This is a genomic window from Variovorax sp. VaC1 (genome assembly GCF_043658315.1).
Classification (GTDB): Bacteria; Pseudomonadota; Gammaproteobacteria; order Burkholderiales; family Burkholderiaceae_C; genus Variovorax.
This window is the reverse complement of sequence record NZ_JBIGLT010000003.1, coordinates 568,086-591,044: the sequence shown is the minus strand read 5'-3', so window position 1 is coordinate 591,044 and position 22,959 is coordinate 568,086. Positions and strand designations below refer to the sequence as shown.

General features: G+C 66.3%; 20 protein-coding genes. 8 read left to right on the top strand and 12 right to left on the bottom strand.

Features of this window, described 5'->3' with window-relative positions; translation table 11 throughout:
- Positions 1–4 precede the first annotated feature (4 nt).
- From ACGLHS_RS14950 to ACGLHS_RS14925, 6 genes are read left to right on the top strand one after another with little or no spacing between them, the layout of a single operon-like run.
- Positions 5–1,906 carry a YhgE/Pip domain-containing protein gene (locus ACGLHS_RS14950; protein ID WP_394480779.1) on the top strand — a complete coding sequence of 634 codons (1,902 nt, stop codon included), beginning with the start codon at positions 5–7 and terminating at the stop codon, positions 1,904–1,906.
- Between the two features lie 48 nt (positions 1,907–1,954).
- On the top strand, positions 1,955–2,695 hold the full coding sequence (locus tag ACGLHS_RS14945) for a MerR family transcriptional regulator (RefSeq protein ID WP_394480777.1): 741 nt from the start codon (positions 1,955–1,957) through the stop codon (positions 2,693–2,695).
- 5 nt (positions 2,696–2,700) lie between these two features.
- Entirely contained in the window at positions 2,701–4,122 is a 1,422-nt protein-coding gene (locus tag ACGLHS_RS14940; protein ID WP_394480775.1) for a TolC family protein, read from the top strand.
- The gene (locus tag ACGLHS_RS14935) at positions 4,122–5,114 is read left to right on the top strand and encodes an HlyD family secretion protein (protein ID WP_093240735.1); all 993 of its coding nucleotides are present in this window, start codon (positions 4,122–4,124) and stop codon (positions 5,112–5,114) included. The genes ACGLHS_RS14940 and ACGLHS_RS14935 overlap by 1 nt, the downstream gene beginning before the upstream one ends.
- Before the next feature lie 19 nt (positions 5,115–5,133).
- Positions 5,134–6,318, top strand: a complete 1,185-nt coding sequence (locus tag ACGLHS_RS14930) for an ABC transporter permease (protein WP_394480772.1) — start codon at positions 5,134–5,136, stop codon at positions 6,316–6,318.
- Positions 6,318–7,472: an ABC transporter permease gene (locus ACGLHS_RS14925; protein ID WP_394480770.1), complete on the top strand. Its 1,155-nt coding sequence runs from the start codon at positions 6,318–6,320 to the stop codon at positions 7,470–7,472. The genes ACGLHS_RS14930 and ACGLHS_RS14925 overlap by 1 nt, the downstream gene beginning before the upstream one ends.
- Here ACGLHS_RS14925 and ACGLHS_RS14920 read toward each other — a convergent pair.
- Complete coding sequence (locus ACGLHS_RS14920; RefSeq protein ID WP_394480768.1) at positions 7,469–8,098, bottom strand: TetR/AcrR family transcriptional regulator; 630 nt, start codon at positions 8,096–8,098, stop codon at positions 7,469–7,471. The genes ACGLHS_RS14925 and ACGLHS_RS14920 overlap by 4 nt on opposite strands.
- A 129-nt stretch (positions 8,099–8,227) precedes the next feature.
- Between ACGLHS_RS14920 and ACGLHS_RS14915 the strand changes: the two genes are divergently transcribed.
- Positions 8,228–9,070, top strand: a complete 843-nt coding sequence (locus ACGLHS_RS14915) for a metal-dependent hydrolase (protein ID WP_093240746.1) — start codon at positions 8,228–8,230, stop codon at positions 9,068–9,070.
- A 1-nt stretch (position 9,071) separates the two neighbouring features.
- Here the strand turns inward: ACGLHS_RS14915 and ACGLHS_RS14910 are convergent, their stop codons facing one another.
- The 8 genes from ACGLHS_RS14910 to ACGLHS_RS14875 all read right to left on the bottom strand — a co-directional run bounded on the left by ACGLHS_RS14910 (position 9,072) and on the right by ACGLHS_RS14875 (position 16,662).
- Entirely contained in the window at positions 9,072–9,659 is a 588-nt protein-coding gene (locus ACGLHS_RS14910) for a hypothetical protein (protein ID WP_093240747.1), read from the bottom strand.
- A gap of 235 nt (positions 9,660–9,894) precedes the next feature.
- Positions 9,895–10,131, bottom strand: a complete 237-nt coding sequence (locus tag ACGLHS_RS14905; protein ID WP_093240749.1) for a hypothetical protein — start codon at positions 10,129–10,131, stop codon at positions 9,895–9,897.
- Positions 10,118–10,489 carry a hypothetical protein gene (locus ACGLHS_RS14900; protein ID WP_093240751.1) on the bottom strand — a complete coding sequence of 124 codons (372 nt, stop codon included), beginning with the start codon at positions 10,487–10,489 and terminating at the stop codon, positions 10,118–10,120. The genes ACGLHS_RS14905 and ACGLHS_RS14900 overlap by 14 nt, the downstream gene beginning before the upstream one ends.
- A gap of 17 nt (positions 10,490–10,506) precedes the next feature.
- A complete protein-coding gene (locus ACGLHS_RS14895; protein ID WP_394480764.1) occupies positions 10,507–11,418 on the bottom strand; it encodes a DUF6999 family protein in 912 nt (303 codons plus the stop codon).
- Complete coding sequence (locus ACGLHS_RS14890; RefSeq protein WP_394480762.1) at positions 11,402–13,324, bottom strand: iron-containing redox enzyme family protein; 1,923 nt, start codon at positions 13,322–13,324, stop codon at positions 11,402–11,404. Before ACGLHS_RS14890 ends, ACGLHS_RS14895 begins: the two co-directional genes overlap by 17 nt.
- Before the next feature lie 4 nt (positions 13,325–13,328).
- A complete protein-coding gene (locus ACGLHS_RS14885) occupies positions 13,329–14,282 on the bottom strand; it encodes a fatty acid desaturase (protein WP_394480760.1) in 954 nt (317 codons plus the stop codon).
- The gene (locus ACGLHS_RS14880; protein WP_394480758.1) at positions 14,266–15,075 is read right to left on the bottom strand and encodes a sterol desaturase family protein; all 810 of its coding nucleotides are present in this window, start codon (positions 15,073–15,075) and stop codon (positions 14,266–14,268) included. The genes ACGLHS_RS14885 and ACGLHS_RS14880 overlap by 17 nt, the downstream gene beginning before the upstream one ends.
- 9 nt (positions 15,076–15,084) lie before the next feature.
- Positions 15,085–16,662: a phospholipase D family protein gene (locus ACGLHS_RS14875; RefSeq protein WP_394480756.1), complete on the bottom strand. Its 1,578-nt coding sequence runs from the start codon at positions 16,660–16,662 to the stop codon at positions 15,085–15,087.
- Between the two features lie 130 nt (positions 16,663–16,792).
- Between ACGLHS_RS14875 and ACGLHS_RS14870 the strand changes: the two genes are divergently transcribed.
- The gene (locus tag ACGLHS_RS14870; protein WP_093240764.1) at positions 16,793–17,347 is read left to right on the top strand and encodes a peroxiredoxin; all 555 of its coding nucleotides are present in this window, start codon (positions 16,793–16,795) and stop codon (positions 17,345–17,347) included.
- A gap of 23 nt (positions 17,348–17,370) precedes the next feature.
- On the opposite strand, the gene ACGLHS_RS14865 is transcribed toward ACGLHS_RS14870, so the two are convergent.
- From ACGLHS_RS14865 to ACGLHS_RS14855, 3 genes are all read right to left on the bottom strand, one after another.
- Entirely contained in the window at positions 17,371–18,804 is a 1,434-nt protein-coding gene (locus ACGLHS_RS14865) for an HlyD family type I secretion periplasmic adaptor subunit (RefSeq protein ID WP_394480753.1), read from the bottom strand.
- Positions 18,801–21,113, bottom strand: a complete 2,313-nt coding sequence (locus ACGLHS_RS14860; RefSeq protein ID WP_394480751.1) for a peptidase domain-containing ABC transporter — start codon at positions 21,111–21,113, stop codon at positions 18,801–18,803. The genes ACGLHS_RS14865 and ACGLHS_RS14860 overlap by 4 nt, the downstream gene beginning before the upstream one ends.
- 191 nt (positions 21,114–21,304) lie before the next feature.
- Positions 21,305–22,819: a DUF4214 domain-containing protein gene (locus ACGLHS_RS14855; protein WP_394480748.1), complete on the bottom strand. Its 1,515-nt coding sequence runs from the start codon at positions 22,817–22,819 to the stop codon at positions 21,305–21,307.
- Positions 22,820–22,959: the final 140 nt, after the last annotated feature.

Sequence of the window (22,959 nt, the reverse complement as noted above, 5' to 3'; positions counted from 1 at the left end):
CCCCATGCGATACCTCCGCGCACTGATTGCCGGCACGCTGACCATCGCCCTGGCCGAACTGGCGATCGTGCGGCGCTTTCCGCGCATCCTGCTGGCCGTGGTGGCCGTTGGCGTGGTGCCGGCGATCTATGCGCTGATCTATCTCACAAGCGTCTGGGACCCGGCCGGCCACACGGCCGACTTGCCCGCGGCCATCGTGAACGAAGACCGTGGCGTCACCTACATGGCGCACTCGGTCAACGTTGGCGACGAGCTGACGCGCACTTTGCTCGCCAAACGCGCCTTCGGCTTTCGGGTGATGACCGATGCCGAGGCCGCGCGCGCCGAGGTGCGGCGCGGCACGCTGGCCTTTGCGCTGTTCATCCCCGGCGACTTCAGTGCCAACGCGGTGCCGGGCACCCAGCGCGGCGCCGGGCAACTGGTGGTCTACACCTCCGAAGGCAACAACTACAGCTCGGCCGGGCTGGCCCGCCGCTTTGCAGGCGAGTTGGGCCACCAGGTCAACGAGATGCTCAACGAGCAGCGCTGGGGCCTGGTGCTGAACGCGGCCTCCGGCTCGCAAGCGCGGCTCGACAAGCTCAAGCAGGCGTTGCTGGAGCTGCGCGACGGCAGCCAGACACTCGCCAACGGCGCTGCCCAGTACAGCGCCGCGGCGCAGCAGGTCGGTGGCGGATTCAAGCAGGTCAACGGCGGCATCCGGACCATCCAGTCGAAACTGCCGGCCGACGCAGACCTGCGTGCGCTCAAGAGCGGCGCGCAGCAACTCACAGCCGGCCAGCATGAGCTGGGCAGCGGCCTCGCGCAGATCGGCGACGGGCTCGAACTGCTCAACGGAGGTGCCGGCCAATTGGGCGACGGCGCACGCCGGATGCAGAAAGAAACGGCCGACATCCCTTTCGTCGGCGACCGCCTCGCCAAGGGCGCCGGAGAACTTGCCGCCGGCGCGGACAAGCTGCACGGTGGCCTCGGGCAGGCGCAGGCCGCACTCGGCAAGGCGGAAGAAGGCAACCAGAAACTCGCCACCGGGGCTTCGGCCCTCGAAGGCGGCGTCGGCAAGCTCACCGACGGCATGGGCGCGCTGTCCGCCGGCATCCGCACCATGGCGGGCAAGTTGCCCGAAGACCGCAAGCTCGACGAATTCATCCAGGGCGGCGCACAGCTGGCGCAGGGCGCGCAGCGGCTGCTGACCGGCGTGCGCACCATTGAAGCCGCCCTGCCCGCGTCCATCACCCGCATCCAGGGCAGCGCCTCGGGGCTGGCCGATTCGGTCGAGCCCAAGGTCGAGGTGGTGGCGCCGGTGGCCAACAACGGCAGCGCCTTCGTGCCGAACATGGTGTCGGTCGCGCTGTGGATCGGCGCCGTGATGGCCGGCTACCTGTTCAACATCCGCATCGTGCTGGTGGACCACACCCACTATCCGAAGCTCGCCAAGGCCCTGGGCAAGATCACCGTGCCGGCGCTCATCGTGCTGCTGCAGGTGGCGCTGGTGCTGGCCACGCTGCTGGGCGTGCTGGAGGTGCAGGCGCCGCGGGTGGCGGCGCTGGCGCTCACGATGGCGCTGGCCTCGCTGGTGTTTCTCGTGGTGCTGTTCGCGATCCTGCATGTGTTCGGCGATTTCGGCCGCATCCTGACCGTGCTGCTGCTCACGCTGCAGCTGTCCGCCGGCGGCGGTGTGTTGCCGGTGGAACTGTCGGCGGGGTTCTTTCGCACCGTCCATAGCTGGCTGCCCTTCAGCTGGGTAGTGCAGGCCTTCCGCGCCGTGATGTTCGGCGCCTTCGACGACGGCTGGGCGCATGCCTGCGGCGTGGTGGTGCTGTCGGGCGCGGTGGCGGTCGGACTGATGGCGATCTTCGGCAAATGGAAGGAGGTGCTGCTGTCGGACTACAAGCCCACGATCCAGGTCTGAGGGCATCCGGCGAATGCAACACTTTCGATGTCACATAGAATTTGTCGAATGACCGCACCCGCCACGCCCACCGCCGACACCGACGTCGACGCCACCCAGGAGCTCTCCATCGAGGCCCTGGCAGCGCGCACGGGCGTCACGGTGCGCAACATCCGCGCCTACACCACGGCGGGGCTGCTGCCGTCGCCCAGGCTGCGGGGCCGCCTCGGGCTGTATGGCGATGACCATGCCCAGCGGCTGGCGCTGATTCGCGAGCTGCGCGACCAGGGCTTCGGCATCGAGGCGATCCGCCGCATCTTCGGGCGCGCGCCGGCCTCGGCCTGGGGCGACCTGGTTGCCGTCGCGCGCTCCGTGTCGGGCAGCCTCTTTGCCTCGGAAACGCCCGTCGTGGTGTCGGCCAAGGCGCTCGCCGCCAAATGGAAAGGCCAGATGACGCCGGCCCTGCTCGTGCGCGCCGCCAAGGCCGGCCTCATGCGCGAACTGCCCGACGGCCAGGTGCAGATGCTGAGCCCCGCGCTCGGCCAGATCGCCGAACAACTGGCTGCGCTGGGCCTGCCGCTCGAAGAAGTGATCGGCATGCAGGAAACCATGGCCCGCACGCTGCGCACCACCGCGCGCCATTGGCTGCGCACGCTGGCCGACAGCCTGCTGGCGGGCGATGCGATCGATGCCGAACGCACCGCGCAACTGCTCGAAAAGGCGCGGCCGCTGGCCACCGGCGCGGTGCAGGCCGCGTTCCCCGTGATCCTGCAGCAGGAGCTCGACGCCCTGCTGCGCAAGGCCGCCTGAACCCGATGACAAGCCCCCGCCACGCCCTCCTCCACACCTTGCTGCTGTTGCCGGCCCTGGCCGGCGGCACCGCCTTCGCGCAAGCCCGCGGCGACACGCTGGCGCTGAGCTTCGACGCGGCCCGCGCCCGCATGATCGAGCGCTCCGACAAGCTGGCCGCCGCCCACGCGGCGGTCGAATCCAAGGAGCTGCAGAGCCAGGGCCTCAAGGGCCTGGGTGGCCCGTCTGTCAGCGTCTCGGGGCTGGCCTATGCGTACAACGCCAACCTGAACCTCGACCTCGATCCGCTCAACCAGAGGCTCGGGCAGCTCGGCCAGGCATTGCCGTCGCCCATCCAGGGCCTCATCTCGCAGATGCCGATTCCGCAGCTGCCCAACAGCTACACGATCAACCGGCACGACACCGGCTCCAACGCCTCGGTCTCGGCGGTCTGGCCGATCTACGTCGGCGGCGCGACCGACGCTGTTCGCGGCTTCGTGTCGGCACAGACGCGTGAAGCGCAGGCCGATGCCGATCAGGCCGGCCACGAGGTCGACACGCTGCTGGTGCAGCGCTACTTCGGCGCCCAGCTCGCCCGGCGCGCGGCCGCACTGCGCGCACAGGCCGAGCGCACCATCGCGCAACACGATTCGGCCGCGCAGAAGATGCTCGCGGCCGGCGTGATCTCGCGCGTGGAGCGCCTGCAGGCCAGCGCGGCTTACGAAGAAGCCCGGCGCAACGCGCGCAAGGCCGAAGACGACGCGGCACTGGCCGCCGTGGCGCTCGCGCGCACCGTGCGCGCCGACGGCAGCGTGGCACCGCAAACGCCGCTCTTCCTCATCAGCACGCCCATCGAGCCGCTGGGCTACTTCATCGATTCGGCGCTCACGCGCCACCCGGGCCTGGACAAGGTCGCGGCCAAGAAGTCGCAGGCCGAGCAGCTGCATGAAGGCGAAGAAGCCTTGCGGCGCCCGCAGGTCATTGCCTTCGGCACGCGCCAGATCAAGGGCGGCAATGCCGACTGGGTGGCCGGCCTGGGCGTGCGCTGGACGCTCTACGACTCCGTCGACCGCGACGCGCTCTCGGCCTCTTCGATGAAGAAGGTCGAGCAGGCCGAACGCACCGACGCGCAGGCGCGCAGCGACATCTCGCTGCTGGTCGAGCGCAACTGGCGCGCGCTCGAAAACGCGCGGCGCCAATACCTGGAAATGAAGGCTTCGATCGAGCTCGCGCAAGAAGTCGTCAAGCTGCGCACCTCGGGCCTGCGCGAAGGCACGAGCACCACGCTCGACCTGATCGACGCCGAAACCAATCAAGCCAAGGTGCTGACCGAGCGTGCGCAAGCCGCCAACGACTACGTGCAGGCGCTCGCGCAACTGCTCGAAAGCGCGGGCCTTTCCGACAAGTTTTCCGACTACATCGCGCGCGCCGACGTGAGGGTGAATTGATGATGAGTGCCAAGACCCGAAAACTGATCGCGATCCTTGCCGCCCTGCTGGTGCTGGCGCTGCTCATCTGGGGCTTCTGGCGTGCGTCGCAGCCCGCGCCCGAGGTGTTCCAGGGCCAGATGGAGGCGCGCGAGACCGACGTGGCCGGCAAGGTGACGGCGCGTATCGCCGAAGTGCTGGTGAAGGAAGGCGACCGCATTCCCGCCGGTGCCGTGCTGGTGCGCATGGACAGCCCCGAAGTGCGGGCCAAGCTCGCGCAGGCCACCGCCGCAGAACAGGCCGCGCAGGCCGTGGCCGAAAAGGCGCAGAACGGCGCCCGCCCGCAAGAGGTCGAGATGGCACGCATGCAGTGGCAGCGCGCCGAAACCGCGGCCCAGCTGGCGCAGACCTCTTTCCGCCGTGTCGACGGACTGGCCCGCGAAGGCCTGGTGGCCGACCAGAAACGCGACGAGGCCGAAGCCAACTGGAAGGCCTCGCGCGATGCCGCCATCGCGGCCAAGGCCCAGTACGACATGGCGCGCAGCGGCGCCCGCCCCGAAGACAAGGCCGCGGCCAGCGCGCAGGCGCGCCAGGTCGCGGGCGTGGTGGCCGAAGCCGAAGCCGCCAAGGCCGAGACCGAATTGCGCAGCCCCGTGGGCGGCGAAGTTGCGAAGGTGCTGGCCAAGGTCGGTGAGCTGTCGCCGCAGGGCGTGGCGGTGGTCACGGTGGTCGACCTGAGCGACCAGTGGGTGGTGCTCAACGTGCGCGAGGACCGGCTCGCCCGCTTCGCGCTCGGCAATGAATTCGATGCCCGCCTGCCCGCGCTGGCCAGCGGCGGCAACAAGCGCGAGGCCCGCTTCAAGGTCTACTACAGCGCCGTCATGCCCGACTTCGCCACCTGGCGCGCAACGCGCGGCGGTGCCGGCTTCGACGTGCGCACTTTCGAGGTTCGCGCGCGGCCGCTCAAGCCCATCGAAGGCGCACGCCCCGGCATGAGCGTGCTGGTCGACTGAACCCGCACGGCGCCGTCCGATGAGCCTCCGAGGCTTTTCCGCAGCCAGTGCACGGCGCGAGTTCTCGCTGCTGCGCACCCGCCCCTGGGATCTGGCCATGATCTCGTGGGTGCCGTTGCTCGCGGTGTGGCTGATCTGGTGGATCTTCTCGGCCGGCCTGCCCGAGCGCCTGCCGATCGGCGTGCTCGACCAGGACCACTCGGCCCTCTCGCGGCAACTGGTGCGCTTTCTCGATGCCACGCCCGGCCTGCGTGTGGTGCAGCAGTTCGACGACGAAGGCGCGATGTCGCGCGCGCTCACCAGCGGCGCGGTCGATGCCGCCGTGCAGCTGCCGCGCGACCTGAGCCGCGACGTCAAGCAGGGCCGCGTCGGCCAGGTGCTGTTGCTGCACAACGCGCAATTGGGCACGCATTCGAGCCTGATCCAGCGCGACGTGCGTACCGCCGTCGGCACCGTATCGGCCGGCGTCGAACTCACGGTGCGCAACAAGCGCGGCGAATCGATGACGTCGGCGCGCGTGAGCATGGAGCCGATCAAGGCGAGCATGGTGGCGCTGTTCAACACCTCGACCGACTACGAGCAATTTCTTGGCGCCGCGCTCATTCCGGCGCTGCTGCACATCCTGGCCATGACGGCCGGCGCCTGGGCCGTGGGCCGCGAGCTGCGCGACCGCAGCATCGCGCAGTGGCTCGGCACCTCGCCGCGCTGGCACGAGGCACTGGCTGCGCTGGCGGGCAAGCTGGCGCTGCCGTTCGCCAGCCTTTCCACGGTGGGGATCGCGGCCATGCTGTGGATCACGGCCGGACGCGGATGGCACCCGGTCGGCTCCGTGGGGTGGACGCTGTTTGCGCTCGTGGTGTTCCTTGCGTTGTCGATCGCGCTGGGTGCCTTTGCCGCCAGCCTCACCCGGTCGCTGCGTACTGCGCTGTCGGCCACCGGCTTCATCACCGCGCCGGCCTTCGCGTTCGGTGGCGTGGGCTTTCCGCTGGTCGCGATGCCTTTCTTTGCACAGGCCTGGGCCACCCTGCTGCCCTACACGCACTACATCCGCGTGCAGATGGAGCAGTTGCAGATGGGCGCGCCGCTGGCTTACTCGGCAGCGACACCGCTCTGGATGGTGCTGGGCACGGCGGTGCTGCTTGCCGTGTCGGCCCGTGCGCTGGTGCGCGCCACCGGAGCGCCCGACACCTGGGGTGGCCGCTGATGACGAACGATGCGAGCCGCACCCGCCTGGGCGCCGCCTGGCGCGACACCGCGCTGGCGGTGCTGCGCGACAAGGGCGTGCTGCTGATCATGCTGCTCGCGCCCATCATCTACGGCTTCTTCTATCCGTGGCCTTACGGCACGCAGGCGGTGACGCGCGTGCCAGTGGCGGTGGTCGACCAGGACCACAGCGGGCTGTCGCGACAGATCGCGCGCTTTGCCATGGCCAACCCGCGCCTCGATGTGCGCATGGTCACGGCCGACGTGCACGAGGCGCAGCAAGCGCTCTGGCGCGGCGATATCGAGGGCTATGCGCTGCTGCCGGCCGACCTCAAGCGCAACGTGCTGCGCGGCACGTCGGCGGTGGTCACGATCGAGGGCAATGGCGCCTATGCGCTCTTGAACAAGGCAGTGCTGTACGGTTTTTCGGAGGCGGTCGGCACGGTCTCGGCGGGTGTCGAGATCCGCAAGCTGCAGGCCGGTGGCCAGAGCGCGATTCAGGCGGCGCGCAGCCGCAGCCCGCTCAACACGCAGCTCGTCGCGCTGTTCAACCCGACCGAAGGCTACGGCAGCTACGTGGTGCCGGCGGTGGCGCTGCTGATCCTGCAGCAGACACTGCTGATGGGCGCTGCAATGCTGGCCGGCACCTGGGCCGAGGCCGGGCGGCTGCGCGCGTCCACGAGCGCGTGGCTGGGGCGCCTGGGCGCGCTGTCGGTGTTCGGGGTTCTCAGCGGCCTTTTCTATTTCGGCTGGGTGTTCTTCCTGCAGGACTACCCGCGCGGCGGCAATCCGTGGGGTGCGTTGGTGCTGCTCGTGTTCTACGTGCCCGCGATCTGCACGCTGGGCCTGCTGCTGGGCTGCTGGTTCCGCGATCGGGAGCGGGCCTTGCAGGTGCTGCTGTTCACTGCGTTGCCGATGGCCTTTCTTTCGGGCTTCTCATGGCCGGTCGAAGCCCTGCCCGGGCCGCTGCAGGTGTTGCGCTGGGTCTTTCCGAGCACCTCGGGCATTCAGGCCTCCTTGCGCCTCAACCAGATGGGCGCGCCGCTGCATGACGTGCTGCCCTACCTGGGCGTGCTGCTGTCGCTGACGTTCGCTGGCCTGCTGACGCTGTGGCTCGCCGCCACGCCACGCGCCGCGGACAAGAAGCGCCTCTAACGCTGGCTCTCGGCGGCCACCGCGCGCACCAGTCGCGTGGCCGGGCCGACCAGTTCGCGCAGATCGCCCGCGCGGTCCTGCTCGATCGACTGCAGCACCAGTTCATTGATGCCGCCGACCACCGTCATCGCCATCTCGTTCGTCAGGTGCGCCGCGGGGCCCTCCGCGCCACCGCTGCTGTTGATCGCGATCTGGATGAAGTTGGCGATCTCGTCGTTCACCCGGCGCCGCACCACCAGGCCCGGCATGCCCAGCCCCAGGATCTCGACGAAGAGCGTGCGCAGCAGCACCGGATCTTGCGCGAGGTAGTCGAAGTACGCGGTCATCGCCTGCTCGACCTGCGCATGCCAGGGCTGCACCGGATCGAACGCCTCGCTCACCGCCTGCAGCGCCAGCCGGCTCGCGGTTTCGTAGAGCGCGATCAGGCACTCGGTCTTGGTGCTGAAATGCTCGTAGAAGGTACGGCGCGAGACGGCGGCCTCGCGCACGATGTCGGCAATGGTGGTTTCGGCGTAGCCCTTGGCCGCCACGGCATGCGCCATGCCCTGGAGCAGCCGGGCGTAATGTTCGTTGACCGGGCCCTCGGCGGGCTTGGCGACAGCTGTCTTTTCGATGGTTGCGCTCATGAATGGCACATTTTCCTACGTCTCGGTACTTGACAGTACCAGTCTGCGATTGCACCATGGCGGCATTCGGTACGCAGTTGTACCAATCGCCCATCCCACGCTTCCCGTGCTTTTTCGAGGATTGTTTTCATGACTGAACTCGTTGTTCGCCGCCTTCTGATCGATCTGCAATCGCCATTTGCCCGCGACTGGTGCGGCGGCGATGCATTCTCGACCGCTTTCTTCAACGCGCTGTCGATGAGTTTTCCCTTCGGAGAGCAGTTTTTCATCGATGCCGTGCGTGACGCGGTGGCCACCCTGCCCCCCGAGGTCCAGGAAAAGTACCGCGCCGACGTGCGCGGCTTCATCGGCCAGGAAGCCACGCACCGCCGCATTCATTCGCTGTTCAATGCCCACCTCGAAAGCCAGGGCCTGGTGGACGGCTGGACCGCGCGCGCCGGCAAGCGCATGACCTTGATGGAAGGCGCCGATCCGCGCCATGCGCTGGCGGTCACCGCGGCCACCGAGCACTTCACCGCGATGTTTGCCGAATGGCTGCTGGCCCACCCCGGGATACTCGACGGCGCCGAGCCGCGCCTGCGCACCATGTGGCTGTGGCACAGCGCCGAAGAACTGGAGCACAAGAGCGTCGCCTTCGACATCTACAAGGCCGCGGACGGCTCCGAGGCCTGGCGCAAGCGCTGGTTCCGCCGCGTGACGATGATGTTCCTCGGCGACCTGATGCACCAGACCATCGACAACCTGCGCCACGAAAAGCAGTTGTGGAAATGGTCGACCTGGAAGAGTGCCGCGCGCATCCTCCTGAGCCGCGATGGCCTGCTGCGCGGCAACCTGAGCGGCTGGCGCAGCTACCTGCGCGCGGACTTCCACCCGGCGCAGCAGGACAGCAGCCTGTCGACGCGCTGGTTGGTGGACAACCGCGCGCAATACACGCCCGTGGGCGCGGCGCCCGAGGCAGCCGCCGCTCGATGAATCAGTAGAAAGTGGCGCGGTGCGGGCCGCCGCTGCCGGCCTGCTGGTGCTCGGGGCGCAGCGTGAGGTCGTGCAGCGTGTCGAAGTCCGACGGGGCGTCGGGCACGCGCATCACCACTTCGAGTTCGTGCATCGACGTCACCCAGCGGCCGGCCGGCGATTCGGCCGGTTCGTCGTTGGCGAACACGCCATCACGGATGTAGAGGGTTTCGCCTTCGGGGCGCTCGCCGTGGAGCTCGATCAGGCGCGCGATCGAGAAGTTGTACGTCACCAGCTTCTCGCGCGTCTTGCGGTCCTTGCCACCGCAGTTGAACGAGCCTTCGGCGGCGATGACGATGCAGGAGCCGTCCACGCCCCCGTCCACGTCGATCTCGTTGCCCGAGCGCCAGATGGCGTTGGGCAGGCGCACCCGGACCTTGTCGATCACGAGGTCGCGTTGCTTGTTGAGGCTGCCCAGGGGCGGAACGAGCGAGCGCAGCTGGCGCAGTCGCTCGGCGAAGTTGTCGTCCATCAGGAATTCGACGTGGTGCGTGGCGCTGCCGGATGAGCGCTTGACCACCTGCATGACCACATGGCGCGGCTTGCTCATGGCTGAACCCCTTTGCGAGCGTTGAAATCCGCGCCCGGTGCGGAGCGCCAATGGCTTTGCTGCAAATTCATTGGAAATCGACTACAGATTAGAACTTTTGAATAAATGCAAATCGATGCATCATTTGTTTCCAACTGTATATCGATTGGGCCCGATGTGGAAGCCAATCAGCGACAAGCTCGCGCGGAAATGTCGCCAAAACGTCTCCCCACCGTGGTAGCGGGGAGACGCTGTTTTATTCCGCCGCCAATGCCTCGTCGAGCGCCTTGCACGAAGGCGCGCAAACGGTCTGGGATTTTCCGAGCACCTGGCGCGTGCGCAGCTGCGAGCGAACGCGGTGCTTGCCGCACATGAAGCAGGACATGGTCGCGCCGCTGAACGATGCCGAGGCGCGGAACGGCGAGCCCGGCGTCTTGGTCTTGTAGCGCAGGCCGTCCGCCACCACTGCCGTCTTCACTTCACCCTTCGCCATGCGTCTTGTCCTTGTTGTTCGGTTCGGCACGGCGCATCGCGCGTGCAATGGCTTCCCTGGCGCTGGCTTCAGCCGCAAGGGAAACGTCCAGCGCCGAGCGGCACAGCCCGGCGTGTTGATAGTTGAGATTTTCGTAGACCTCGGAGGCGGCCGGATAGGCATCGAGCAGCCGGCCGAGGTCGGCGCCCTGTTCGACATCCTCGAACTCGTGGACAAGGTGCTCGACCACCGAGCGGTACTGCTCGGCGCCGACGGGCACAGGGCTGTGCTCGAGCTTTTCCAACAGTTGAGCCAGCACGTGGGTCACTGCCAGATCGGTCTTGGGCGACGGATTTCGGGTCGTGTTCATGGTTTGCATCTGGGGGCAGCATACGCCTATGCAAGTGGCTGCTCGTACAGGGATGTCTCGGCTTCCCCCGCTTTCTGCGCCGCCTGCATCCGCTGGAGCAGGCTGTGGAGCATCTCGGTCGACAACCCGTGGATCACCAGCCGGTGCCCCGCGCGCAGGGTCGACAGCGGCACCAGCGGGTGCTTGTTGTTGACCAGGATCAGGTGCTCGGGCGCGTTCAGCAGGGTCGCCGTGTAGATGCCGATGGTTTCGTCCAGTTGCAAGGAGTTGGCCGCACGCCAGAAATCGTTGTCGGTCAGCATCAGCTGGTAGAGCGGCGTGAAAAGCTCGATCGCGCTTTGCAGGTCGAGAAAGTTCAGCTTGCCGTTCGGCATGTCTTCCAGCCGCAGCCCCGGCTCCTTGATCATCGAGAAATCGACCTTTTCGGCCTTGCACAGCGCCAGCCCCTTCTCGCGCAGCGCCGTGTTCAGGCGGATCACGAAGTTGAAGAGGTTCAGGTCGTGCTTGAGGAACATCTCGTCCTTCAGCGCGTCGATGTCGGCCGGCTCCAGCGGGTTCGTGGCCACGGGCGCCGGCGAATTGCGCCCGATGAAGGCCAGCACCTGCGAGCCCAGGTGAAAGTGCCGCAGGATCAGCCAGTTGGCCTCGGGCGACACGAAGTGCGTCAGCCCCCAGGCCAGGAAGCGGTGCAGCAGCTTCGAGTGCGACCAGTTGCGCGGCACGAACACCTTGACGATCTGGATCAGGATGATCGTCAGCCGCGCCAGCGGCCGCAAAAAGGGCAACAGGTACTGCCGCGACCCCGAGCTCGAATCGGCCAGCCACGCCGACTTGACGTTGTCCGGCAGCGGCGTGCTCTGGTCGAGATAAAGCGCCAGCCACGGGCTGGGGTCGCGCTCGTCGTGTGCCTGGGTCAGGAATTCAGGCGTTCGGCTCATGGGTCATTCGCTCCGTGATGTGCTGGAACTGCATCAGATACAGCGCAGCCGTGTGGCGCGCCGTGTCGATGATCTGGCGGGCCGCGCGCGCCTGCCCTTCCACCGCCATGACCATCTCGACCGCGGCGAGCCAGCGGTTCAGGTGGTTCTCGTCGTTGTGGCCGTGGTATTCGAGAAAGCGGAAGGCATCGGGCGGCAACTTCAAGCCCGCCTTGATGAGCGGCAACAGCGCCGGCACGATGCGCTGGCCCGTGCCCTCGATGATGTAGATGGCGCCCAGCAGGCCGATCGGGTCGCGCGTGGCGGCCAGCCCGTGCAGGTAGGCGTTGAGCGCCTCGCCACCGGGGTTGCGGCGCAGCTCGTCGATCTGCCGGACCGTGCCGCCGGCCTTCTTGTAGTCGTCGAACAGGATGTTGAAGTCGTTCTGCTCCTCGCCCGCATGCACGTCGATCAGCGACGCAAGCATCTGGTAGGGCTCGCTCAGCGAGGCCGCGCCTTCACGCATCCACTTGCTGCCTTCGCGCACCTGCGGCACCCACTGCTCCATCCAGTTCAGGTAGTCGGGCAAAGCGAAGCGGCGCTCGCGGATCTGGCGGATCAGCGGCGTGCGCCAGACGCGCGAGCGGTAGTCGTGCCAGATGGCGGCCAACTCCGTCAGCAAGGCGCCGAGACCTTCGGGTGCGGCGGCCGGATCGTGCGGGGGCGCGATGACGAGGTCGTCGTCGGGCACCGCCGGGGCCGTTGCACGGAGCGCCACGGCGGTCGGTGCCGCATCGATCGCCTCGACTTCGAGCAGCATGTACGCCGCCATGAAGCGGCCCGACTCGGGCACGTAGCAGAAGATCTGCTCTCCGGGCTTCAGCGTCTTGGTGTGCAGGAATTCGGCCAGCATCACGAGGATCGACGCCGCGCCCGTGTTGCCGCGCCACGCCAGGTTGCTCCACCAGCGTTCGCGCGGAATCGACAGGTCGGCCTTTGCCATCAGGTCCTCGACCACCGGAATGAATCTTTCCGACGAGTAGTGGCACAGGAAGTGATCGACCCGCTTCGGATCGACCCAGCCGTCGCGCACCAGCCCCGCGTATTCGTGGATGCCGACGTCGAACAGGTGCGGCAGCAGGCGGATGTCTTGCCGCAGCGACAGCGCGCCGGCGGCTTCCGCCTCGGCCCACGAGCCGAAGTCGAGGTGGCCGCGTGCGCGGTCTTCGGTCAGGCCGAGCTGCATGCAGACCGGGTAGTCGCCCGAGAAGGCGCGCTGATGCACCCACTTCAGCCGCAGGCGCAGCCCCGGCACGCCGGCCAGTGCCGGCGAACCATCGGACAGCAGCAAGGCACCCGCGCCATCGGACAGCATCCAGCGCAGGAAGTGCGAGTCGAAATCTGTCTCGTAACCGCGCGCCGCAAAGCGCGAGCGCTTGAAGAGTCGCGACGGCATCTCGCTCGCCACCGCCATCGCCGTGCGGTGCGCGCCCAGCTCGATGCCCTGCGCGGCCGTCTGGATCGCCGAGACGCCCGCGGCGCAGATGCCGTGCACCGAATGCGTTTCCATCGGCTGCGCCGCAAGCTCGCCCTGGATCATGTTGGCAAAGCCGGGCATCAGCGCATCGCCGCCCGACGACCCGCTGGCCAGCAGCGACACGCGCGACAGCTCGGCCCCGCCGCGCCGCAGGCAGTCGCGGATCGCACCGGCGGCCAGTTGCGCATTGGTGTGCTGCGTCACGCCCTCGGCGTCGATGGCGTAGTGCCGCGTGAGGATGCCGTTCTCCACCAGGATGCGCCGCTTGATGCGCTCCGACATACGGTTGAGCGGCGCGATGTACGCATCCATGCGCTCGTTGGGAATGGGTTCGCCCGGCATGAAGTAGCCGGCGCTTTCAAGGTAGACGCGTTGAAATGGAACAGGCATGGGATCAGTGGATTGAAGAATCGGGAGGCATCAGCGAGCGGCTGCGAAAGCGCGGCCACACGGCCCCCAGCACGAACACCCGCAGCATGTACGGCACCAGCCCGCCCTCGTTGAGCACGGGCGCGACCTGCGCGCGGTAGCGCGTGTGATGCAGGTGCGTGAGCTCGGACCAATGGGCATGCGGGTTCTCGTGATGTGCGGTGTGCAGGCCGATGTTGAACAGCAAGGGGTTGACCAGCCCCTCGAAATTGCGCGCGTAGTTCAGTCCGCTCCCGTGGGTATCGCCCAGCGCCTCTTTCTCTTCGCGCGGCGTCTTGCGGCCGTCGGCGTGCGCGTGCTGCAGGTAGTTGGTCGCCAGCAGCCAGTGCAGGCCATGCAGCTGCGGCACGATCACGAACAGCAGCGCCTTGCGCCAGTCGAGCGCCAGCAGCACGGCCCAGCTCGCCAGCCACAGCGCGTACTGCGCCATGCAATAACGCCAGGCGCCGGGCTGGTGCCTGCGCAGCCTTGCGAGCCAGTCGAAGAACACGGGCATCAGCACCCACACCGCCTGGAACGGGTGCAGCAGGTAGCCCCACAGGTGGTTCGTGTCGCCGCCGAAACGGTAGGTGCGCGCCACGTCCTTCGGCCCGTGCCGGTAGCGATGGTGGTTGGCCACGTGCGCGGGCCAGAACACGAAGGTCGGGTGCCCCTGCAGCAGCGTGATCCAGAAGTCTGTCAGCCGGTTCATGCGCCGCCCGCGCCACATGCGCAGGTGCACGTGGTTGTGGTGGATCACACCGATGCCGAGCGTGAGGAACAGCATCAGCGCGTAGAGCAGCACGTTGAAGCCATGCCCCCACTGCCACGCCGCGAGCGCGGGCAGCGCCACGAGGTAGGCCAGGCTCTGCCAGTCGCGCCAATGTCGCAGGCGCGGCAGGCGTGGCAAGCGGCGGCGCACGTCAGGCGGTCGCGCCATGCTGCTCTGGTTGGGGTTGCTGCTGTTGCCTTTGCAGTTGCTTGTCGCGGAAGGCCTGGAAAAGCGGCTCGGCGGCATCGGCCGCGATGCGAGTGCGGAACAACCGGTCCATGAAGGTGAACTGGAAGCCATAGTTGCCGTTGTGAACGGCATGGTGCAGATGATGGCGGCGGCTCGCGGCAAACCAGTGGTTGTACGACACCCGCTTGAAGAAATCGTAGTTCGAGTGCCCGACGCAATTGAAGAACAGGCTGAACACCGGCACCGCCGCCAGCGACCAGAAGCTGAAGTCGTGCACCACCATCGGCAGCAGGATCACGTTGCCCAGCATCAGCGCCTCGATCGGATGAAAGCTGTACGTCGACCACGGCGTGGTCACGAACGAGCGGTGATGCGGCCCATGAAAGCGCCGCAGCAATCGCGTGTGCAGCAGGCGGTGGTTGATCCAGAAATGGACGTCGTTCCAGACCGCCAGCACAAGAATTTCAATCGCGATCTGCCACCCGCCCTCATCGGCATCGAGCCGTGCCCAGCCCAGCTGCAGCAAGCCCCACGGAAACACCATGCCGAGCCCGAAGATCAGCACCGAGATGCTCGACTGCCCTATTTCGCGCCGCAATTGCCCCGGCTGCAGCGGGCGCGGATCGAGCGCACGCCCGATGCCGAGCGCCGGGAGCACCCGCTTCGTCAGCAGCCAGAAGATGCCGCCGAAACCGAAGTAGATGCCTCCGAAAAAAAGCACGCCCCACAGCATGACCTGCAGGACGGACAGCGATGTAAAAGTCTGTGCCATCCCCCAAGGCTACAACAGCATCTCGGGAACGATCGGCGCGATGAGCATGTTGTAGAAGCGCTTGAAGAAACCCGACTCGGGTTCGGCGGTCAGGATCACCTCTTTCTCGCCGTCGTTGGTGAGCCACTGCAGCGTGCCGGTGTCCTTGGCCAGCCGCAGCCGGTACGAGTTCTGCAGCTTGCTGATGTTGATGACACGCAGCATCTCGCGCGCCAGCTGCGGGCTGTCGACCACCAGCCCCATCTCGGTGTTCTGGCTGGCCGAGCGCGGATCGAGGTTCATCGAGCCGATGAAGATGCGCTCCTTGTCGATGGCGGCGGTCTTGGCATGCAGCCGGCCGAGCGACTTGCCGAACATGCCGAAGCGCTCGCCCGCGCTGGTGCGCTGCGGGCTCAGCTCGTACAGGTCGGCGCCGCCCTGCAGCAGCCGCTCGCGATAGCGCGCATAGCCGGCATGCACCAGCGGCTCGTCGTTGGCGGCCAGCGAGTTGGTCAGCAGCGTGACCTTGATCTTGCGCCGGGACAGATCCTCGAAAGCCGCCATGCCGCGCTCGCCCGGCACGAGGTAAGGCGAGGTCATGTCGACCTCGGTCTTGGCGTCGAGCAGCAGGGCCCACACCTTCATCGTCACGCTGGTGGCGATGGCCTCGTCGGCCGTCATGGTCGCGGGCTTGGAGGGCGGGTCGGCAATGGCGCGGGCCTCGCCCCACAGCAGGCCCATGCGGCCGCCGTCGAGTTCTTCGGCGATGGGGCCATAGCCCAGGATGTCAGACGGCGGCAACACGATCTTCGGCGGCGGCGCGGCCATGCCGACCCAGCTGTCGAAGTCGTCGGCGCCGGGCTTGTGGCCGCCCTCGCCCGTCACGATGTCGGCAATGGGCCAGACCTGCACGCTGTTCCAGTAGGCGTCGAAGATCGATTCGAGCTGCGGCACCACCTTGCCGACCACCAGCGCATCCATGTCGATGAAATTCTGGGCCTCGCTGAGCACGAAATATTCTTCGGCGATGTTGCGCCCGCCCACCACGGCCATCACGCCGTCGGCGATGAAGAGCTTGTTGTGCATGCGGTGGTTGAGCCGGTTGATCTCGAACGGCGAAGCTACGAAGCGCGAGAGAAGTCCGTCACGGCCGCAACAGAAAGGGTTGAACAACCGCACCTCGACATTTGGCGTTTCGGACAGCGCCAGCAGCAGCTGCTGGCTCTTGACGGTGTACAGGTCGTCCACCAGCACCCGCACCTTGACGCCCCGGGCCGCGGCCTCGCGCAGCGTGCGCAGCAGCAGGCGGCCGACGGCATCGTTTTCAAGCTGGTAGTACTGCACCACCAGGGAGCGCTGGGCGCGCTGCGCCAGCTGGATGCGCGCGTCCAGCGAATACACGCCCAGCGGCATCAGGCGAAAGCCCGAATGCTCCCCGGGCGGCGTGGAGGCGGCGGCGATCTTCGCCAGCGGGGTCGAGGGATCGGCCGGCGCCGCCTGCTCGGCGGGCCGCTCGCGCGCCGGGGGCAAGGAGCCGCAGGCACCGAGCGCCGCGACCAGCACGCCTGCCAGCGCCATGCGCAGAAGAACAATCATCGAGGCGTTCATGAGGATGTTTCCGTTGCCTTGTTTTGCCAGCCGTTGCCTTGAATACGCCCGCCGCCCGGGGCCGGTTTCACATGCCCCTTCGGATGGTGCGGAGCCTAGAATTCTCCCCACACCGCTTCGGAGTTACATCATGGCCCGATCGACCTTTTCGCGCATCGCCCTGATGACGGTTTTTGCAGCCCTCGCCCATCCCGCCTGGGCTGCGCTGGACATCGGCGACCCCGTGCCCCGGTTCACCGCCAACGCCGCACTGGGCGGCAAGACCTTCCGCTATTCGCTGGCCGATGCGCTCTCCAAGGGGCCGGTGGTGGTGTACTTCTTTCCGGCGGCCGACTCCAACGACTGCTCGATCGAGGCCCATGCCTTCGCCGAGGCCGTCGACCAGTTCGCCGCACTGGGCGCCAGCGTGATCGGCGTGTCGGCGGACGACATCGGCACCCTGGCGAAGTTCTCGGTCAAGTCCTGCCAAAGCCGCTTTCCCGTGGCGTCGGACGAATCGAAAGCCGTGATCCAAGGCTTCGATGCACTGATGCAGACGCGGCCGGATTTTGCCAACCGCCTGTCGTACGTGATCGCACCGGATGGCAAGGTCGCCTACTACTACCAGAACCTCAACCCCGACAAGCATGTGGAGCGCATGCTGAACGCGGTGCGGGCGCTGCCGAAGGCCACGGCGGCGAAGTAAGACGAGGGGCAAGCCCGGTCGAACTACCTGACCCGGACACCCTCGTTCCACCCCTTCTCCAACGGGTTCAGCACCAGCTGGATCAATCGACGCTTGTCGGTCTGGATGTCCGCCTGGAGGCTCATGCCCGACTGGAGCGGCTGCGCGTGCCCCTTGACCCAGATACTGGCATCAGGCCCGGCCAGGGCGATCTGCACCCGGTAGGCCAGTCCGTTCGTTCGCTGCTGGTCCGAATTGGTGCTGTCGAAGTTGCGGTTGCTGGACGCGGCCTGGCCTGCGCCTGTCTGCTTGTCGAGCGCCTGCGGATTCTGGAACTCGGCGTCCGCGCTGATCCATTTCACCGTGCCCGCCACTGCACCGTATTGCGTGAAGGGAAAACTGTCGAGCTTGACCTCGACAGGCTGGCCGATCTTGACGTAGCCGATGTCGTTGTTGCTGAGCAGGACCTCGGCAATCAACGGTGTGTTCTCGGGAACGATCGTCAGGAGCGGTTGATTGGCCGCCACCGCGCTCCCCAGCGTCGTGACCCCGATGCTCTGCACGACGCCCGAAACCGGCGCGCGCAGGGTCTTCAGGCCGTTGAGCTGCTGGGCCTTCTCGAACTCCGCCTGCAGGCTCGCGCCTTCCCGGCTCGCCTGCTCGACCTCCGCAAGGATCTGCACCTTGCGCTCCTGCTCCACGGCCGCCTGTCGGAAACGCGCCTCCTGGAGCCCTGCTGCAAGCTGGGCCAGTGTCTGGGTCTGCGCCGCCAGGTCGTGCTCCAGGCCGACCACTTCCTGCTCCTGCTTGAGCCGCTCGCCTTCGCTGAAGAAACCTTCCTTCACAAGCGCCAGGCTCTGCTGGTAGCGCTTGGTCGCAAGTCCGAGGTTCAGCCGCAGCTTCGTGTGCGTCGACTCGGCGGCCTTGAGGGCCTTCGTCTTTTCGTCGACCGATGCCTTGGCCTCCGCGAGCTTGGCCTCGAAGGCCGCTTCGCGGGCCCGGATGGTCGCCATCTGGTCGGGCGTCAACGCTGGCGTAGCTCCCACCCCGCCGGTGCCACTGCCTGATGCCGACATGGGCAGGTGCTGCCCTCTCATCTCCACCATGAGACGCGCCATCTGCTGCTGGTTTTGTTGCAGCCGCTGCTGGCTGCTGGACAGGTCGGCCTGGGACAACGTCGGATCGAGTTCGATCAGGAGGTCGCCCTCCTTGACGCGCTGGCCTTCGCGCACATGAATGGCTCGCACGAGCGCCGGCTCGATCGTCTGAAGGACCTTCACACGACCGTCGGGAATCAATCGGCCGGGCGCCGTCGCCACGATCTCGATCTCGCCGATGCACGCCCAAGTGATGGCGCCCAGCAGCAGCACCGCCAGCGCCCACATCAGGCCAGTGGCAAACGGCGCCGGAGGCGTTTCCTCGATGGCGAGCGCCGGGCTGTGGAACGCCCTCTCTTTCGGGGACAGCACGGTACTCATGCTTCAGTCTCCGCAGGATTGCCGCGCCGTTCGGCACGATGCACTGAAGAGTTCTTGTGGAGGCTGCCCGCCGGTTCGTGTTGCTGCAACGCCCAAAGCCTTGCGAACTCGCCCTGCTGCGCAATGAGTTGCTGCAACCCACCCTGCTCCACCACCTTGCCGCTGTCGAACACGACGATGCGGCTGCAATGGCGCAGCGTGGAAAGACGGTGGGCAATCATGATGACCGTGCGGCCGCGGCAGATCTGCGCCATGTTGGCTTGGATGGCCTGTTCGCTCTCGACATCCAACGCGCTGGTGGCTTCATCCAGGATCAGGATGCGCGGGTCTCCCGTCAGCGCGCGAGCAATGGCGATGCGCTGACGCTGCCCACCAGACAGAAGAGCGCCGCGCTCGCCGACCGGCGTTTGGTAGCCCTGCGGCAATGCCGTGATGAACTCGTGCGCACCCGCCTGCTGCGCCGCGAAGACGATGCGGTCGAACGACATTCCCGGGTGGGCAACCGCAATGTTTTCTGCAATCGTCCCGCTGAACAGGAAACTATCTTGCAGCACGACGCCGATCTGCCGGCGCAGTTGCTGCGGATCGGCATGCGCGATGTCGTGGCCATCGACCAGCACACGCCCCGCCTCCATGCCGTACAGCCGCTGGATGAGCTTGGTAAGCGTCGACTTGCCGCAGCCCGAACGCCCCACGATGCCAACCACTTCGCCCGGCTCCAGCAGAAGGCTCACATCATTCAGCACGAGCGGCGCTTCCGATTGGTAGCGGAAATGGATCGATTGCAGCTCGATGCGGCCCTTCAGCGGCGGCATGGCCTGGACGCCCGTATTGGCGGGCTCCGGCTGTGCATTCATGAGGTCGCCCATGCGGTCAACGGAGAGCTTGACCTGTTGGAAGTTCTGCCAGAGCCCCACCAGGCGGGACACGGGCTGCAGCACCTGCCCGGCCAGCATCTGGAACGCGATGAGCCCACCGACGGTGAGACTGTTGTTCATCACCAGCGTGGTACCAACCCAGAGCACCGCCAGCGTCAGCATCCGCTGCACCGCCTGCGAGATGCTCTGCGCCGCATTGCCCAACTTGCTGACATCGAACCCCGCCGCCACTTGCCGGGCGGCGAGCAAGTCCCATTTGCGCTGCCACATGGGCGCCAGCGCCAGGCTCTTGAGCGTGTGGATGCCCTGGATGCTCTCGACCATGAAGCTGCCGGCCTCCGCGCTGCGGTCGAACTTCGTCTGCAGCGCCCTCGCAAAAATGGGCTGAGCCACAAGCGTGACCAGTGCAAGGATCGGCAAGCCGATGAGCGTGACGATGGTCAGCTTGATGCTGTAGAGCAGCATCACCGCTATGAAGATGCCGATGAAAAGTCCGTCTACCAACGTCGTCAGCGCGCCGCCTGTGAAGAAGCTTCGAATGTTCTCGAGTTCGCGCGTGCGGGCCAGAGTGTCGCCGGCCTGGCGCTGCTCGAAGTAGCGGATAGGCAGGCTGAGCACGTGGCGGAAGAGATCGCTCGACAGGCCGGCGTCGAGCCGCGCGGACGTGTGGGCGAGCATATAGCCGCGCAGCGTGTTGGTCACCGCTTCGAAGACGATCAGGCCCGCCATGCCGATGCCCAGCACATGCAGGGTCGACAGGCTCTTGTGCATCAGGACCTTGTCGATGATGACCTGGCTGAACAGCGGCGTCGTCAGCGCGACCAACTGGAGCAAAAACGCGCCGAGCAACACCTGGCCCAGCGGCTTGCGGTAACGCCATAGCACCGGAACGAACCATCCGAGGCCAAAACGTCGGGAAGGCGAGCCGTTGGCTGCAACGAGTTGCAAGGGCTGGCGAAAACGGATGACAGGGAGTACGCCGTTTTCCCCGTGGCTGCGAACCAGGTCCGCCATCGAAACCCACGTGAATTTCGAAGTCTTGGGTACCCAGAGGAGCAGCTCTTCCGAAGGCTGCTTCGGCGCAACGGCATCCGATTCACTCGCAGCGCCGTTGCGTGGCCCTACAGGAGAGCCGCGCGTCTCGCGCCGGGCGACCACGGTGACCACGTTGCCGTCGGCACCGACGATCACGCAAGGAATGGGGAGTGATCGTGCGCCGCCGCGTTGCTTGAGGAGCGGCCACTTGCGCGACGGAAGTTCCCGGACCTGCTGAGGCTTCGACACGAGCCCCAGATGCTGTGCCGCATGCTGCAGCTCCTGCACACCGATGGGAGTTTCAGGGCGCCAGCCCATCGCCTGGCCAAGCGCCTGGACACTCATCTCCAGGGAAAAGAATGCAACGATGGGCTGCAGGGCGGAGAGGCCTTGCAACGCTGGAAAAGAGACGCCTCCTGGCGGAGGCGGCATGGCGGGGCCACCAGGACTATTCAAGGCCTGCTGCGACTGGCTCGTGCCCCCCTCTTCCATACCCTTTTGATCCAAAGCGGTCCCAGCTCTTTTCTCAATCAAGGCGCCGCGTCGCTCTGCAGCCCAAGCAGTGCACAAGCGACGCGTTACCTACATCACGCAGTCAGTTGAATATTGGCCTGCGAGAGCTGCGCGAGGGTTGCGTGGTGGAATGTGATGCTCTGATTACCATCGGTAAACACCACGTTCTGCCCGTTCTGCGTCATGTGGCTCATGACATCGGCCGTACCGCCGTAGCCGAAGCCGGAGAACCTCAGTTGGTCAACGCCCTCGAGCCCGTAGACCTGGTTGTTGCTGGCTTCGGTGCCTGCGCTGAAAATGAACAGGTCCGCGCCACGGCCGCCGATCAATGTGTTGTTTCCTGCACCGCCGTTCAACGTATCAGCCCAGCTGCCGAAGGTATTTGCCATGTAGTTGGCCTGTCCGGCCGCAGTGCTCGCGCGGAATTCGGCGGAGTCGGAGAAACCGACCACCACGCCGGCGCGACTCGCTCCATTGTTCAGCGCATTGACCCATGCGGCCAAGCCACCTTGGTCGGGATCGCGGCCCAGCACGTTGCGATAGAGCAGCGACACGAACTGGCTGTTATTCAGCGCGCCATAGGTGTTGCGGAATTCCGCAGAACCTACGAAGCCCTGTGCAACCGATTGGATCGTCTGGCTGGCCGTGTCCATGGCGTTGGTCCAGCTGACCATGCCGCCACCATCGGGCTCGCGGCCCAGGGTGGCCTTGTAGAGACGATAAATGGCGCCTTGATGCTCCCCGCTGAACTTCGACGTCATGAAGGCATCGACGTCAGTCGACGTGGTGCTCCTGAATTCGCTGGACTCCGAGAAGCCGACGACCACATCCGCGCGGGAGGTGCCGGAGTTCAATGCCTGCACCCAAGCCGCCAGACCGCCGCTGTCGGGCGTGCGGCCCAGCACGTTCTGATACAGCAGGGTCACGAACTGGGCGTTGTTCAGGGCACCGTAGACCGACTGGAATTCCGCGGAACCCACGAAGCCTGACGCGACCGAATTCAGCGCCGTTCCACCTTTGAGAGCTCCGGCCCAGGCTTCAACACCACCGACGTCCGGCTCCCGGCCAAGGGTTGCCTGGTACAGGCGATAGACAGCGCCATAGGCCGTGTTCGCAGTGCCGAAGATGCCGTCGCCACCGTCGATGATGTCGTTGCCCGCGCCGCCGACCAACCCATCGTTGCCCCAGCCACCGGTGATCTTGTCGTCGCCGGCACCGCCGTTCAGGTAGACAGAACTTGTCGCACCGAGAGCCGTCAACGTATCGTTGAAGTCCGAACCGACAACAGCATAGATTTGCGACAGCGTGTCGCGATTGCCCCACCCGTCCGTCGCCGTGCCGGCACGCAGATCAACCGTGACCCCAGCAGGGCCGTCGTTGTAGTGAACGATGACCAAACCGGTGTTGTTGCCGGTGATGATGTCGTTGCCTTGGCCGCCCCAGATGTCGTCGTTTCCTTCGTCACTGAAGATGACGTCATCGCCTGCGCCGCCGTCGATGACATCGTTCCCGGCGCCGCCGTGAATGATGTCCGCGCCGGGGGTTCCAACCAAAGTATCGTTTCCGGGAGTGCCGTTGATGATCGCCACAGTACGTTCCTTCGTTTTTAAGTAAGACTTCTCCACACCTGCATCGCCCTCACTGCCGATACAGCCCATTCCAAGTCACCGTTTTCGGCCTGACTCCCCGGTATCGTATCCGCTTGTATCCCTTGTTTCCTGCGTGAAGA

Excerpts from the sequence above, each read along its gene's own strand:
- ACGLHS_RS14950 (WP_394480779.1), top strand. The coding sequence starts at position 5 with ATGCGATACCTCCGCGCACTGATTGCCGGCACGCTGACCATCGCCCTG.
- ACGLHS_RS14945 (WP_394480777.1), top strand. The coding sequence starts at position 1,955 with ATGACCGCACCCGCCACGCCCACCGCCGACACCGACGTCGACGCCACC.
- ACGLHS_RS14940 (WP_394480775.1), top strand. The coding sequence starts at position 2,701 with ATGACAAGCCCCCGCCACGCCCTCCTCCACACCTTGCTGCTGTTGCCG.
- ACGLHS_RS14935 (WP_093240735.1), top strand. The coding sequence starts at position 4,122 with ATGATGAGTGCCAAGACCCGAAAACTGATCGCGATCCTTGCCGCCCTG.
- ACGLHS_RS14930 (WP_394480772.1), top strand. The coding sequence starts at position 5,134 with ATGAGCCTCCGAGGCTTTTCCGCAGCCAGTGCACGGCGCGAGTTCTCG.
- ACGLHS_RS14925 (WP_394480770.1), top strand. The coding sequence starts at position 6,318 with ATGACGAACGATGCGAGCCGCACCCGCCTGGGCGCCGCCTGGCGCGAC.
- ACGLHS_RS14920 (WP_394480768.1), bottom strand. The coding sequence starts at position 8,098 with ATGAGCGCAACCATCGAAAAGACAGCTGTCGCCAAGCCCGCCGAGGGC.
- ACGLHS_RS14915 (WP_093240746.1), top strand. The coding sequence starts at position 8,228 with ATGACTGAACTCGTTGTTCGCCGCCTTCTGATCGATCTGCAATCGCCA.
- ACGLHS_RS14910 (WP_093240747.1), bottom strand. The coding sequence starts at position 9,659 with ATGAGCAAGCCGCGCCATGTGGTCATGCAGGTGGTCAAGCGCTCATCC.
- ACGLHS_RS14905 (WP_093240749.1), bottom strand. The coding sequence starts at position 10,131 with ATGGCGAAGGGTGAAGTGAAGACGGCAGTGGTGGCGGACGGCCTGCGC.
- ACGLHS_RS14900 (WP_093240751.1), bottom strand. The coding sequence starts at position 10,489 with ATGCAAACCATGAACACGACCCGAAATCCGTCGCCCAAGACCGATCTG.
- ACGLHS_RS14895 (WP_394480764.1), bottom strand. The coding sequence starts at position 11,418 with ATGAGCCGAACGCCTGAATTCCTGACCCAGGCACACGACGAGCGCGAC.
- ACGLHS_RS14890 (WP_394480762.1), bottom strand. The coding sequence starts at position 13,324 with ATGCCTGTTCCATTTCAACGCGTCTACCTTGAAAGCGCCGGCTACTTC.
- ACGLHS_RS14885 (WP_394480760.1), bottom strand. The coding sequence starts at position 14,282 with ATGGCGCGACCGCCTGACGTGCGCCGCCGCTTGCCACGCCTGCCGCGC.
- ACGLHS_RS14880 (WP_394480758.1), bottom strand. The coding sequence starts at position 15,075 with ATGGCACAGACTTTTACATCGCTGTCCGTCCTGCAGGTCATGCTGTGG.
- ACGLHS_RS14875 (WP_394480756.1), bottom strand. The coding sequence starts at position 16,662 with ATGAACGCCTCGATGATTGTTCTTCTGCGCATGGCGCTGGCAGGCGTG.
- ACGLHS_RS14870 (WP_093240764.1), top strand. The coding sequence starts at position 16,793 with ATGGCCCGATCGACCTTTTCGCGCATCGCCCTGATGACGGTTTTTGCA.
- ACGLHS_RS14865 (WP_394480753.1), bottom strand. The coding sequence starts at position 18,804 with ATGAGTACCGTGCTGTCCCCGAAAGAGAGGGCGTTCCACAGCCCGGCG.